Genomic DNA, 14729 nt, shown 5'->3' on the forward strand with positions numbered 1-14729 from the left:
CGCCCGGTTACATTCCGAACCCGGAAGCTAAGCCTTACAGCGCCGATGGTACTGCAGGGGGGACCCTGTGGGAGAGTAGGACGCCGCCGAACAATACTTCAAAGGGTTGGACCCCGAACTTCGGTTCCGGGTCCAACCCTTTTTTGCTGCCCGTCACTTGAAGTTCACGTTGCGCCACGAGCATCCATCCCATGGGTACTGCTGCACTACTCAGGGCCGCTGGTGTCGGAGTGGGCGACGAGGTCGTCGTACCGGCCTACGGCAACGTGGAGGTAGCCGAAGCCGTGGCGATGGCCGGCGCGCTGCCGGTGTTCGCCGACATAGACCCGGCGTCGTACTGCCTGGAGCCGACCGCGGTGGAGGCGGCCGTGACCCGGCGGACGGCGGCCCTCGTCGTCGTCCACCGCTTCGGCAGGCCCGCCGACGTCGGACGGTTGCACGCTGTCGGCCGGCGGCACGGGCTGCTGGTGCTGGAACACGGCGAGTCCGAGGCGCCGTACGACGAGATAGCCCAACGCCGGGAGCGGGCGGCGTTCCTCGACGCCAAGCTGAGGGGCGTGCGGACGCCCGAGGGCGGAGTCGGGCACACCTACCAGCAGTACGTGGTGCGGGTGCCGGGGAACGGTCGGCCCGATCGGGACGCCTTCGCACGGGCCGTACGCGCCAAGGGCGTTGAGTGCCGGGTCCCGGTGAAGACCCCCGTGCACCGGCTGCCCGAGTTCCGGCGGTGCGTGTCCCTGCCCGAGACGGAGCGGGCAGCCGACGAGACTCTCTCGCTTCCCGTCGACGCCTCCCTGACCAAGCGGGACATGCAGCGGATCGCGTCCGCGTGCAATGCGCTCGGCGGGCTCCTGCAGCCGGCCGTCTGAGCGTGGTTGGGAGCACGGGTTCGTTCGGGGTATGATCTATTCCGTTGCCGCGGGGGAAACCCCGAAAAGGCGACAGGCCCCTATAGCTCAGTCGGTAGAGCGTCTCCATGGTAAGGAGAAGGTCAACGGTTCGATTCCGTTTGGGGGCTCCGAAAGAAAGGCCCCGCCCCATCGGGCGGGGCCTTTCGCATGCCCTGGTCCCGGTGCCTTCTAGTCCTTGTGCAGACCGGGAACGCGCATGGCCAGGATGGCCATGTCGTCGGACGGCGCGTCGGTGGCGAAGCGTTCCACGGCGCGCATGATGCGGGCCGCGACCGCGCCGGCCGTCAGGCCCGTGCAGGTCGTCAGGACGTCGGCGAGACCGTCGTCCCCCAGCATCCTGCTGCCTTCACGTCGTTCGGTGACGCCGTCGGTGACGCACAGGAGGACATCGCCGGGATCGAGCGTGACCGTCTGCTCGTACAGCTCGAGATCCTCCAGGACCCCGAGGAGCGGCTGGGGCTCGGCGGCCGCTTCGACCGTGCCGTCCTGGCGCAGGCGGAGCGGCAGCGGGTGGCCGGCGCAGACCACCTTGAGTTCGGCGCTGCCGTCCTCTTGCGGGCGCAGCTCGCCGTAGAGCAGCGTGAGGAAGCGGCTGCGGGCGCCCTCGTCGAGGATCGCGGAGTTCAGGCGCTCCAGGACCGCCGGGCCGCTCAGACCCTCACGGGCCAGCAGCCGCAGCGCGTGCCGGGCGAGGCCGGTGACGGCCGCCGCGTTCGGGCCCGTACCGCAGACATCGCCGATGGCGAAGCCGTAGGCGCCGTCGCTGATCGGGAAGAGGTCGTAGAAGTCGCCGCCGACCTCGTTGCCCTCGCCGGCCGCGCGGTAGATGACCTCGACCTCGACGCCGTCGATCAGCGGCAGCTCGGGCGGCAGGAGACTGCGCTGGAGGGCCTGGCTGATGGCCGTGCGCTCGGAGTACAGGCGGGCGTTGTCCAGGGCCAGGGCCGCCCGCCGGGACAGATCCTCGGCGAGTTCCAGGATCTCCTGACGGAAGTGCTCGTCGGTCGGCTTGCCGAGCGTCAGCATGCCGATGACCCGGTTGCGGGCGACCAGGGGGAGGACAACGGTTTCTCCGCCGACCGCCGAGGCGGTGGCGAGGGTCGGGCCGATGCCGGGAGTGACCTGACGGCTCGGACCGCCGCTCAGACCGAGGCTGCGCATGGACGTCCGCAGCGCCGCCTGGTGGGCGACCTCCGCGGGAAGCGACCAGATGCGGGCCCCGGGAGTGGGAACCGGATCGGGCGGGGGAATCTTCGACAGCAGGGACTTGATGCCGTCGATCAGCTCCTCGTCCTCGTGCAGCACGTACGACAGATAGGGGTCGGAGGCCTGGTCGGCGATCGTGTAGACGGCGCACCAGGTGGCGAGGGTGGGGACCGTCATCTGGGCCATCAGGGCCAGGGTCTGGTCCCGGTCCAGGGTGCCGGCCAGCAGGTCGGAAGCCTCGACGAGGAAACTGAGCGAGCCGCGGCGCAGCCGCTCCAACTCGCCCAGGCGGGCCGACTCGACCGCGAGGGCGATGCGGTCGGCCGCGAACTGCAGGCGCAGGGCCTCTTCGTTGGAGTACCTGTTCGGTGCCTCGGCGGCGACGCCGAGGGAGCCGGTGAGCCGCCCCTCGACCTTCAGCGGGACGGTGACGACCGAGCGCATGCCCGTGCTGTTGAGGAGGGGGACCGCGCCGGGGACGACGGTGAGGTCCTCGTGGACGGCCGGCATACGGGCGGAGCCGTAGCGGCCGGGGCCCGCCTCGACGGGGACACGGGCGAAGCGCTGGCGGGCCGAGGGCAGGCCGGTGGAGGCGCGGACCTCCAGTTCCGTCTCGTCGTCGGTCGCCAGGAGCAGGAAGGCGGAATCGCCGTCGAGCATGTCGCGGGCGCGCTCCACCGTGCGCTGGAGGAGACCGTCGAGATCGTCGGGCGCGGGAGAGCCGATGAACACCTCGAAGGGGTCCGTGCTCTGGCCGTCGGAGGCGCCGGTGTCGGATGCCGGACCGCGCAGCGGGGTCTGCAGAACCGCCCGTTCGTGGTCCCGCACGAGGAGGCAGACGGTTGACGGATCCCCGTCGGTGTCACGGACCCGCAGGTGGGAGGCGTACACCGGGATCACCCGGCCGCCGGCGCCCCGGATGCCGTAGCTGCCCTCCCAGCGGGAGAGCCGGAGGGCGTCGGCGATGCCGGTGCCGGTGCCGGGGGTGTGCGGCCAGGCCGCGAGGTCGGTCAGGGGTTTGCCGGTGACCTGCTCGGCGGTGTAGCCGAAGAGCTCCTCCGCGTCCTCGTTCCAGGCGGCGATGGAGTCGGACCGGTCGATCTGGACGACGGCCACACGGACCCGGGTGTCGGCGAGCGGGAGGAGGTGGGCCGGCAGGGCGGGGCCGGCGGAGCGGGCGCCGACCGGGCGTTGGGGAAGGTCGAGCTGGAACCAGACGGTCTTGTGGGTGGGCGTGTAGTCCACGCCCCAGTGGCCGGCCAGGGCCGCGCACAGCTGGAGTCCGCGGCCCCCCTCGCGGTCGGGGCTGCCCATCTCGACGGGCGAGCCCTGCAGGGGGATCTCACGTTCGGGATACCGGTCGGCCACCTCGATGCGCACGCCCACGTCGCTGCGCAGACAGAGCAGGTCGGCCGCGGTGCCGGCGTGGACGACGGCGTTGGTCACCAGTTCGCTGGTGAGAACCACGGCGTCGTCGACGATGTCGGCGAAACCCCAGCCCTGGAGCGTGTCACGGACGAACGAGCGGGCGCTCGCGACAGATCGCCCCAGGGGCTCGAAGCTGGCGGCCGCGCGCGCGGTGATCACAGAACTCCTCGACCGGTTCTCGACGGGCATGGCTCCCTGGCCGGCCGGCTCGCGCCGCTGCGGCGGCAGGCCTTCGGCCGGCCGTGGGTCCGGGGGCTGCTCCCCCGGGATCAGTCCGGTGGTCATGTCTGCGGCCGCCCTCCGATGCCCGCTCGTCTCCGTGCCACCGCCCAGGCCGGACGGACCGGCGTGGCTGGACAGCCGGATGCAAGGTTACTTACCTTCACGATCCGAGAGGATGCCGGTCCGCTGTGTTTCCGTCCGAGGTGGTCGTCATCCGGCGGGTGTGCGGACGATGTGCGAAGCTGCCGAACTGTTACGGCCTGGTTCGGCGGGGGTGAAACACTGGGCAGGCTCGTCGTGAAGGTCCGAGCGGGCCGTGTGCCTCCCGCGTCCGGTGGGCAGCAGCCCCCTGGCGGTGCCTTGAACGTCGGGCAGGACATCGCGGTAGTAACAGGAAGAACGCGGTGGTAACGGGTCGCCCCTGGTGGTGGGCCCGGGCACGGCGGTAACGGTCGACCCCTGCGGGAGGGACACAGTGGAGTCTGGCGCAGCGACGCGGGGCACGAAGACGCGCGCGAAAGGCGGACAGTCCCTGAGTAAGCCGGGAAGGGCGCGGGGCGGGACCACGACGGTCGACACGGCGGCCCTGAACCGGCTGCTGGTGGCCCTGGTGGCGATGCGGGACGGAAACTTCCGCAAACGGCTGACGGTGACCGGCGACGGCGTGATGGCGGAGATCGCGGCCGTCTTCAACGAGGTGGGCGACCGCAATCTCCATCTGACGGGTGAGCTGGCGCGGGTGCGCCGCATGGTCGGGCGTGAGGGAAAACTCACGGAGCGGCTGGAGACGGGGGCCTCCGAGGGCTCCTGGGCGACCGCGATCGACCACTCGAACGCGTTGGTGGACGACCTGGTACGGCCCGTCTCCGAGGTGAGCCGGGTGCTGTCGGCGGTGGCCGAGGGCGACCTGTCGCCGCGTATGGAGTTGCGCACGCAGGCGCCGGACGGGTCGGGGCACCCGCTGCGGGGGGAGTTCCTGAAGGTCGGGCGGACCGTCAACAACCTGGTCGACCAGTTGTCGACGTTCACCGACGAGGTCACGCGCGTGGCCAGCGAGGTGGGGACCGAGGGCAAGCTGGGCGGCCAGGCCCAGGTGCGCGGGATGTCGGGCTCCTGGAAGGACCTGACGGACTCCGTCAACACCATGGCGGAGCGGCTGACCGCGCAGGTGCGCGACATCGCGCTGGTGACGACGGCCGTCGCGAGCGGTGACCTGTCGCGCAAGGTCACCGTGCACGTCGAGGGCGAGATGCTCGAGCTGAAGAACACCGTCAACACGATGGTGGACCAGCTCTCCGCGTTCTCCTCGGAGGTGACACGCGTCGCCCGTGAGGTGGGTACCGAGGGCGCCCTGGGCGGTCAGGCGCAGGTACCCGGGGTGGACGGCGTGTGGAAGGAGCTCACCGACTCCGTCAACACCATGGCCGGGAACCTCACGGCACAGGTGCGCGGGATCGCCGAGGTGACGACCGCCGTCGCCAACGGTGATCTGTCGCGGAAGGTGACGGTGCCGGCGCGCGGTGAGGTGGCGCAGCTCGCCGAGACGATCAACCAGATGACCGAGACGCTGCGGATCTTCGCCGACGAGGTCACGCGGGTCGCCAACGAGGTCGGGGCCGAGGGCCGGCTGGGCGGTCAGGCGAACGTGCCGGGTGCGGCGGGGACGTGGAAGGACCTGACGGACTCCGTCAACACGGTGTTCCGGAACCTGACCACTCAGGTGAGGGACATCGCGGCGGTGACGACGGCGGTCGCCAACGGCGACCTGTCGCAGAAGGTCACGGTGGACGTGGCCGGCGAGATGCTGGAGCTGAAGAACACCGTCAACACGATGGTCGACCAGCTGTCCGCCTTCGGTGCCGAGGTCACGCGCGTGGCGCGGGAGATCGGTGTCGAGGGTGAGCTGGGCGGTCAGGCGCAGGTGCCGGGTGCGGCGGGGACGTGGAAGGACCTGACGGACTCCGTCAACACGGCGTTCCGCAACCTCACCGGACAGGTGAGGAACATCGCCCAGGTGACGACGGCGGTCGCCAACGGCGACCTGTCGCAGAAGGTCACCGTGGACGTCTCCGGCGAGATGCTCCAGCTGAAGAACACCGTGAACACGATGGTGGACCAGCTGTCGAGCTTCGCCGACCAGGTCACGCGGATGGCCCGGGACGTGGGGACGGAGGGCCGGCTGGGCGGTCAGGCGCGTGTGGACGGCGTGTCGGGCACCTGGAAGGAGCTCACCGACTCCGTCAACTCGATGGCGTCCAACCTGACCGGTCAGGTGCGCAACATCGCGCAGGTCACGACGGCCGTCGCACGGGGAGACCTGTCGCAGAAGATCGACGTCGACGCGCGCGGGGAGATCCTGGAGCTGAAGAACACCATCAACACGATGGTGGACCAGTTGTCCTCCTTCGCCGACCAGGTCACCCGGGTCGCGCGCGAGGTGGGCACCGAGGGCCGGCTGGGCGGTCAGGCGCAGGTGCCCGGGGTCGCCGGTGTGTGGCGGGACCTGACCGACTCCGTGAACGGCATGGCCGGCAACCTCACCGCGCAGGTCCGCAACATCGCCCAGGTGGCGACCGCGGTGGCCCGTGGTGACCTGTCGCAGAAGATCACGGTGGACGCGCGCGGGGAGATCCTCGAGCTCAAGAACACGCTGAACACGATGGTGGACCAGCTGTCGTCGTTCGCCCAGGAGGTCACGCGGGTGGCCCGCGAGGTGGGTACGGAGGGCATCCTCGGTGGTCAGGCCGAGGTGCAGGGCGTCTCCGGCACCTGGAAGGACCTCACGCAGTCCGTGAACGGCATGGCGAACAACCTGACCCTCCAGGTGCGCAACATCGCCGAGGTCACCACCGCGGTCGCCAAGGGCGACCTGTCGAAGAAGATCACCGTCGACGCCAAGGGCGAGATCCTCGAGCTGGTCACCACCGTCAACACGATGGTGGACCAACTGTCGTCGTTCGCCGAGCAGGTCACGCGGGTGGCCCGCGAGGTGGGTACCGAGGGCATCCTGGGCGGTCAGGCGCACGTGCCCGGGGTCACGGGCATCTGGAAGGACCTGAGCGACAACGTCAACCTGATGGCCAAGAACCTGACCACTCAGGTGCGGAACATCTCCCAGGTCTCCGCGGCCGTCGCCAACGGCGACCTGACGCGTCAGGTCAGCATCGAGGCGCGCGGCGAGGTGGCGCAGCTCGCCGACACCATCAACACCATGGTGAAGACGCTGAGCGCGTTCGCCGAGCAGGTCACCAAGGTGGCCCGCGAGGTGGGCACGGACGGCATCCTCGGTGGTCAGGCGCACGTGCCCGGTGTGGCCGGTACGTGGAAGGACCTCACCGAGTCGGTGAACCAGATGGCGTCCAACCTGACCGGTCAGGTGCGCAACATCGCCATGGTGACGACGGCCATCGCCAAGGGCGACCTGACGAAGAAGATCGACATCGATGCGCGCGGGGAGATCCTCGAGCTGAAGACCACCATCAACACGATGGTGGACCAGCTGTCCTCCTTCGCCGAGGAGGTCACGCGGGTGGCCCGCGAGGTGGGCACCGAGGGCGCCCTGGGCGGCCAGGCGCGGGTGCGCGACGTCGACGGCACCTGGCGGGACCTGACCGAGTCCGTGAACGAGATGGCCGGCAACCTGACCCGGCAGGTGCGTGCCATCGCGCGCGTGGCGACCGCCGTGACGCGCGGCGACCTGAACCTGAAGATCGACGTGGACGCGTCCGGGGAGATCCAGGAACTCCAGGACTACATCAACAAGATGATCGCCAACCTGCGCGACACCACGATCGCCAACAAGGAGCAGGACTGGCTCAAGGGCAACCTCGCCCGTATCTCCGCGCTGATGCAGGGCCGCCGGGACCTGGAGGACGTGGCCTCGCTGATCATGAGTGAGCTGACCCCGGTGGTCTCCGCGCAGCACGGCGCGTTCTTCCTCGCGATGCCGCTGGTCGACGGCGAGGACCTGAGCGCCTCGGACGACGACCAGTTCGAGCTGCGCATGCTCGGCTCGTACGGCTACTCCATGGGGTCGATGCCGACCTCGTTCCGGCCCGGTGAGGGGCTCATCGGGACGGCCGCCGCGGAGAAGCGCACGATCCTCGTGGGGAACGCGCCCAGCGGCTATCTGAAGATCTCCTCGGGGCTCGGGGAGGCACCGCCGGCGCAGGTGATCGTGCTGCCGGTGCTGTTCGAGGGGAAGGTGCTCGGCGTCATCGAGCTGGCCTCGTTCACGCCGTTCACGCACATCCAGAAGGACTTCCTCAACCAGATCGCCGAGATGATCGCGACGAGCGTCAACACCATCTCGGTGAACACCAAGACGGAGCGGCTGCTGGCGCAGTCCCAGGAACTGACCGAGCAGCTGCGCGAGCGCTCGGCGGAGCTGGAGCAGCGGCAGAAGGCTCTCCAGGCGTCCAACGCCGAACTGGAGGAGAAGGCCGAGCTGCTGGCCCGCCAGAACCGCGACATCGAGGTGAAGAACACCGAGATCGAGGAGGCGCGGCAGGTCCTGGAGGAGCGTGCCGAGCAGCTCGCGGTCTCCATGCGGTACAAGAGCGAGTTCCTGGCCAACATGTCGCACGAGCTGCGTACGCCGCTCAACTCCCTGCTCATCCTGGCCAAGTTGCTCGCCGACAACGCGGAGGGGAACCTCTCGCCCAAGCAGGTCGAGTTCGCCGAGACCATCCACGGCGCCGGGTCGGACCTGCTCCAGCTCATCAACGACATCCTGGACCTGTCGAAGGTCGAGGCGGGCAAGATGGACGTCTCCCCGACGCGGATCGCGCTGGTCCAGCTCGTGGACTACGTGGAGGCCACCTTCCGGCCGCTGACCGCGGAGAAGGGCCTGGACCTGTCCGTACGGGTCTCCCCGGAGCTGCCGGCCACCCTGCACACCGACGAGCAGCGGCTGCTCCAGGTGCTGCGCAACCTGCTGTCCAACGCGGTGAAGTTCACCGACTCCGGATCGGTCGAGCTGGTCATCCGGCCGGCCCGGGACGACGTGCCGCAGGCCATCCGGGAGCAGTTGCTGGAGGCCGGTTCGCTGACCGATCCGGACGCGGGCCTGATCGCGTTCTCGGTGAGCGACACGGGCATCGGCATCGCGGCCAGCAAGATGCGGGTGATCTTCGAGGCGTTCAAGCAGGCCGACGGCACCACCAGCCGCAAGTACGGCGGTACGGGTCTGGGACTGTCGATCTCGCGGGAGATCGCGCAGCTGCTCGGCGGCGAGATCCACGCGCAGAGCGAGCCGGGCCGCGGCTCGACCTTCACGCTGTACCTGCCGATGCACCCGAGCGAGCTGCCGCCGCACGGCTACCAGCAGCCCATGCCGGCGCTGGAGGCCGGTGACCTGGTGGCCTCGGCCGAGCTGTCCGCGGCGGAGGTCGAGCCGCCGGCGGAAGTGACGTCGTACCGGGAGACGCAGAACGGTCCGGCCGCGCTGTTCCGGCGCCGCCGCAGGGTGACGCCCGAGCAGCGGCCGGTTTCCGAGCCGGAGCAGTGGCCGGACGTGGAACAGCCGGAACCGGCGCCCCGGCGGTCGCGCCGCGGTATCCGCTTCGGCGGGCAGAAGGTGCTGATCGTCGACGACGACATCCGCAACGTCTTCGCGCTCACCAGCGTCCTGGAGCAGCACGGCCTGTCCGTGCTGTACGCGGAGAACGGCCGCGAGGGCATCGAGGTCCTGGAGCAGCACGACGACGTGGCGGTCGTGCTGATGGACATCATGATGCCCGAGATGGACGGGTACGCGACGACCACGGCGATCCGTCGGATGCCGCAGTTCGCCGGGCTCCCGATCATCGCGCTCACCGCGAAGGCGATGAAGGGCGACCGCGAGAAGGCGATCGAGTCGGGCGCCTCCGACTACGTGACCAAGCCGGTCGACCCCGATCACCTGCTGTCGGTGATGGAACAGTGGATGCGGGGGGAGTGAGGACGACGTCCGAGGAGGGCGCCACCATGACCGGAAGCTTCCGCGTTCGCACGAAGTTGCTCAGGTGGTGTGCGCGAAGTCGTGTAGAAGTGCGGGATTCGGGGAACCTTCTGGTCTCCCGCCGCGTTTCTGCTACGTGCACAGTGACATCACGGTGACAGGGTGTGGTGACGGGCGGGGTGCGGCTACGATGACCGGCACGAGGACGGGCGGCGCAAGGGAGCCGTCCCCTGGGGCGGTACCCACCGGTGCCTCCCCAGGTCCTGCGGACAGGGGAGGCCCCACGCCGGGGCGAGGAGGGCGGGCCATGGTGCAGAAGGCCAAGATCCTCCTGGTCGATGACCGGCCGGAGAATCTGCTGGCGCTCGAGGCGATCCTCTCGGCGCTCGATCAGACGCTGGTGCGGGCATCGTCGGGGGAAGAAGCACTCAAAGCACTGCTCACGGACGACTTCGCGGTCATCCTGCTGGACGTCCAGATGCCGGGGATGGACGGTTTCGAGACCGCGGCACACATCAAGCGGCGGGAGCGGACCCGGGACATCCCGATCATCTTCCTCACCGCGATCAACCACGGCCCGCACCACACCTTCCGTGGGTACGCGGCGGGCGCGGTCGACTACATCTCCAAGCCGTTCGACCCGTGGGTGCTGCGCGCGAAGGTCTCGGTCTTCGTCGAGCTGTACATGAAGAACTGCCAACTGCGGGAGCAGGCGTCGCTGCTGCGGCTGCAGTTGGAGGGCGGCGAGAAGGACGCCGACGAGCCGAAGGAGTCGGCGGGGCTGCTCGCCGAACTCTCGGCGCGGCTCGCGGCCGTCGAGGAGCAGGCCGAGGCACTCACCAAGCAGCTCAACGACGAGTCGACGGACGCGGCCGCGGTGGCCACCGCGGCCCATCTGGAGCGCAAGCTGACGGGGTTGCGGCGGGCGCTGGACGCCCTGGAGCCGGGGGCCGGCAGTGCGTCGTCCGTGCCGTCGCAGAACTGACACCGAGGGCAGCGGAGTTGCCCGGTTCCGTGAGGGGACCGGGCCTGAGGGCGCGTCACTCCGCCTTCTCCGCGTCTGCCGGTGTCAACTTCGCGTCTCGGTGAGGGCGACACGAACGGGTGAAGCGCCCGTCACGCGTGTCCCCTGCCGTCTCCACCGGTAACCTCGCACCCATGGCCTCACGTCCCTCCGCAGCCAAGAAGCCGCCCGCGAAGAAGGCGGCCGCTTCCGCGAAGGCTCCGGCGAGGAAGGCCGTTGCCAAGAAGGCCCCGGCGAAGAAGGCATCCGCCCGGAGGGTTCCGGCGAAGAGGCCGGCGCCCGCACCGGCAGCGAGCCCGACCAGCGGCGTCTACCGGCTCGTACGCGCCCTGTGGCTGGGCCTCGCGCACGCCGTCGGCGCCGTCTTCCGCGGCGTGGGGCAGGGCGCCAGGAACCTCGACCCCGCGCACCGCAAGGACGGTGTCGCGCTGCTGCTGCTCGGCATCGCGCTGATCGTCGCCGCGGGAACCTGGGCCGACCTGAAGGGCCCCGTCGGCGACCTCGTGGAAATCCTGGTCACCGGAGCCTTCGGCCGGCTCGACCTGCTGGTTCCGATCCTGGTCACCGTCATCGCCGTACGGTTCATCCGCCACCCGGAGAAGCCGGAGGCCAACGGGCGGATCGTCATCGGCCTGTCCGCGCTCGTCATCGGCGTCCTCGGGCAGATCCACATCGGCTGCGGCTCGCCCGCCCGCAGCGACGGCATGCAGTCCATAAGGGACGCGGGCGGTCTCATCGGCTGGGCCGCGGCCACGCCGCTGTCGTCCACGATGACGGACGTCCTCGCCGTACCGCTGCTGGTGCTGCTCACGGTCTTCGGTCTCCTGGTCGTCACGGCCACCCCGGTGAACGCCGTCCCGCAGCGTCTGCGGCAGCTCGGCGTACGCCTCGGACTCGTCCGCGAACCCGAGCCGGAGGAGTTCGTCGAGGACGACGAGCGTTACGAGGAGCAGTGGCGCGAGGCGCTGCCCGCGAGCCGCCGCAGGCGTCGCCGGGCCCCCGAGGAGTACGACCCCGACGCCCCCGGCGACGCCGGGCAGGCGGCCCCCTCCGGGCGCCGGGGCCGGCCGCGCAGGTCCGGGGTGCCGAAGCCCGACCGGGACCGGTCCATGGACGCCGTCGACGTGGCCGCCGCGGCGGCCGCCGCACTCGACGGTGCCGTGCTGCACGGGATGCCGCCCTCGCCGGTCGTCGCCGACCTGACCCAGGGGGTGAGCGTCGGCGACCGCGAGCCGGCCTCACCGACGCCGATCCCGGCCGCCAGGCCACGGCAGGAGAAGCCGAAGGCGGACGAGCCCACGGCGCAGAGGCCGCCGGCGGGCGTCCTGGACATGACGAAGGCGCCGCCGCGCGAGCCCCGCGACCTGCCCGCCCGGGCGGAGCAGCTCCGGCTCTCCGGCGACATCACCTACTCCCTGCCCTCCCTCGACCTGCTGCGGCGCGGCGGCCCGGGCAAGGCGCGCAGCGCCGCCAACGACATCGTCGTCGAGGCGCTGCGGAAGGTCTTCACGGAGTTCAAGGTGGACGCCGCCGTCACCGGCTTCACCCGCGGCCCGACCGTCACCCGCTATGTCGTAGAACTCGGCCCGGCCGTGAAGGTCGAGCGGGTGACCGCGCTGACCAAGAACATCGCGTACGCCGTCGCCAGCCCGGACGTGCGGATCATCAGCCCGATCCCCGGCAAGTCCGCGGTCGGCATCGAGATCCCGAACACCGACCGGGAGATGGTCAACCTCGGTGACGTGCTGCGGCTCGCGGAGTCCGCCGAGGACGACGACCCGATGCTGGTCGCCTTCGGCAAGGACGTCGAGGGCGGCTACGTCATGGACTCGCTGGCGAAGATGCCGCACATGCTGGTCGCCGGCGCCACCGGCTCCGGCAAGTCGTCCTGCATCAACTGCCTGATCACGTCGGTCATGATGCGGGCGACCCCGGAGGACGTCCGGATGATCCTGGTCGACCCCAAGCGCGTGGAGCTGACGGCGTACGAGGGCATCCCGCACCTGATCACGCCGATCATCACCAACCCCAAGCGGGCCGCCGAGGCGCTCCAGTGGGTCGTGCGCGAGATGGACCTGCGCTACGACGACCTGGCCGCCTACGGCTACCGGCACATCGACGACTTCAACCGCGCGGTGCGCGAGGGCAAGGCCAAGCCGCCCGAGGGCAGCGAGCGGGAACTCCAGCCGTACCCGTATCTGCTGGTGATCGTCGACGAGCTGGCCGACCTGATGATGGTCGCCCCGCGCGACGTCGAGGACGCCATCGTGCGCATCACGCAGCTCGCGCGGGCCGCCGGTATCCACCTGGTGCTCGCCACGCAGCGGCCGTCGGTCGACGTCGTGACCGGTCTGATCAAGGCGAACGTGCCGTCCCGGCTGGCGTTCGCCACCTCCTCGCTCGCGGACTCCCGCGTCATCCTCGACCAGGCCGGCGCCGAGAAGCTGATCGGCAAGGGCGACGGGCTGTTCCTGCCGATGGGAGCGAACAAACCGACCCGTATGCAGGGCGCGTTCGTGACCGAGGAGGAGGTCGCGGACGTCGTCCAGCACTGCAAGGACCAGATGGCGCCCGTCTTCCGGGACGACGTCGTCGTCGGGGCCAAGCAGAAGAAGGAGATCGACGAGGACATCGGCGACGACCTCGACCTGCTGTGCCAGGCGGCCGAGCTGGTCGTCTCCACCCAGTTCGGGTCGACGTCCATGCTCCAGCGCAAGCTGCGCGTCGGCTTCGCCAAGGCCGGCCGGCTGATGGACCTGATGGAGTCCCGCAACATCGTGGGACCGAGCGAGGGTTCGAAGGCTCGTGACGTTCTTGTGAAGCCCGATGAGCTGGATGGCGTGCTCGCGCTGATCCGGGGGGAGTCTGAAGGGTAGGCGCACGGGACGCGGTCGTCGCCTCCGGTCACCCTGGTGGCCGATCGTGACCCACCCGTAAGGGATCATTGAGCAACCGTTTCCCCCCGGCGCACGTCAAGTTGAGGGAAACGACAAGCAGTAGGCGGACCATCGGGATGTCGGGCCATTCCGATGGCGTACAAAGTCCGACCGCCCGGTTGCCCCACCCTCTCGTACCCCTCCTAGACTGAACCTCCAGCACAGGCGGCTACACGCTCGAAAGGCGCCCCCGTGTCCATCGGCAACTCCCCTGAAGACGAGCGTCCCTTCGAAGACGTTTCCGAGGAAGCCCGCCCCTCCATCGGCCGAGCGCTGCGGCAGGCGCGCATCGCCGCCGGGCTCACCGTCGACGACGTCAGTACCGCCACCCGGGTCCGCATCGCCATCGTGCACGCCATCGAGGCGGACGACTTCGCCCCCTGCGGTGGCGATGTCTACGCGCGCGGGCACATCCGGACCCTGGCCAAGGCCGTGCACCTCGATCCGGCCCCGCTGATCGCCCAGTACGAGGACGAGCACGGCGGTGGCCGTCCGGCCCCGACCCCGGCCGCCCCCATGTTCGAGGCGGAACGCATCCGCCCGGAGCGACGCGGCCCCAACTGGACCGCGGCCATGGTCGCCGCGATCGTCGTCGTGATCGGGTTCGTCGGGTTCACGATGGTCAAGGGCGGCGACGAGGGCGGCAAGGCGAACGTCGCCGACGGCACCGGGCCCACCACGACCCCCTCGCCCACCGCCACGACCAAGAAGCCCGCCGGCACCGAGCCGGAGGCGTCAGACAGCGCCATCGCGGCCGCGCCGCAGGACAAGGTGACCGTCCGGGTCACCGCCGCGGACGGACGCAGCTGGATCTCCGCCAAGGACCACAACGGCCGGCTGCTCTTCGACGGGCTGCTCAAGCAGGGCGAGTCCAAGACCTTCCAGGACAGCTCCAAGGTCAATCTGGTGCTCGGCGACGCCGGCGCGATCGACCTGTTCGTCAACGGCAAGAAGATCGAGGACGACTGGCAGCCGGGCGCGGTCGAGCGTCTGACCTACACCAAGGGCGACCCGCAGGCCGGATGAGCCGCCGCCCGGGGCACTCCGACGACGGGGCCGGC

Annotated in this window: 6 protein-coding genes, 1 tRNA gene and 1 rRNA gene; 7 read left to right on the forward strand and 1 reads right to left on the reverse strand. The window is 70.1% G+C overall.

The features are described from left to right. The 3 genes from rrf to ACF07S_RS28600 form a co-directional block, all read left to right on the forward strand. Positions 1–92, forward strand: a 5S ribosomal RNA gene (gene rrf, locus ACF07S_RS28590); the annotation flags it as partial. Positions 93–191: 99 nt separating this feature from the next. Further along, entirely contained in the window at positions 192–869 is a 678-nt protein-coding gene (locus ACF07S_RS28595; protein WP_391975515.1) for a DegT/DnrJ/EryC1/StrS family aminotransferase, read from the forward strand. Between the two features lie 76 nt (positions 870–945). After that, positions 946–1018 (forward strand) — tRNA-Thr (locus ACF07S_RS28600). A gap of 61 nt (positions 1019–1079) precedes the next feature. Here the strand turns inward: ACF07S_RS28600 and ACF07S_RS28605 are convergent. After that, positions 1080–3830, reverse strand: coding sequence for a SpoIIE family protein phosphatase (locus ACF07S_RS28605; protein ID WP_391975516.1), 2751 nt, complete (start codon positions 3828–3830; stop codon positions 1080–1082). A gap of 412 nt (positions 3831–4242) precedes the next feature. On the opposite strand from ACF07S_RS28605, the gene ACF07S_RS28610 reads away from it, so the two are divergent. From ACF07S_RS28610 to ACF07S_RS28625, 4 genes are all read left to right on the forward strand, one after another. Further along, a complete protein-coding gene (locus ACF07S_RS28610) occupies positions 4243–9708 on the forward strand; it encodes a HAMP domain-containing protein (protein ID WP_391975517.1) in 5466 nt (1821 codons plus the stop codon). A 307-nt stretch (positions 9709–10015) separates the two neighbouring features. Next, a complete protein-coding gene (locus ACF07S_RS28615) occupies positions 10016–10693 on the forward strand; it encodes a two-component system response regulator (protein ID WP_391966287.1) in 678 nt (225 codons plus the stop codon). A gap of 173 nt (positions 10694–10866) precedes the next feature. Beyond that, positions 10867–13608 carry a DNA translocase FtsK gene (locus ACF07S_RS28620; protein ID WP_391975518.1) on the forward strand — a complete coding sequence of 914 codons (2742 nt, stop codon included), beginning with the start codon at positions 10867–10869 and terminating at the stop codon, positions 13606–13608. A 252-nt stretch (positions 13609–13860) separates the two neighbouring features. Then, complete coding sequence (locus ACF07S_RS28625) at positions 13861–14694, forward strand: helix-turn-helix domain-containing protein (protein WP_391975519.1); 834 nt, start codon at positions 13861–13863, stop codon at positions 14692–14694. Positions 14695–14729: the final 35 nt, after the last annotated feature.

The organism is Streptomyces sp. NPDC016640 (assembly GCF_043076215.1).
In the GTDB taxonomy this organism is placed as follows: Bacteria; Actinomycetota; Actinomycetes; order Streptomycetales; family Streptomycetaceae; genus Streptomyces.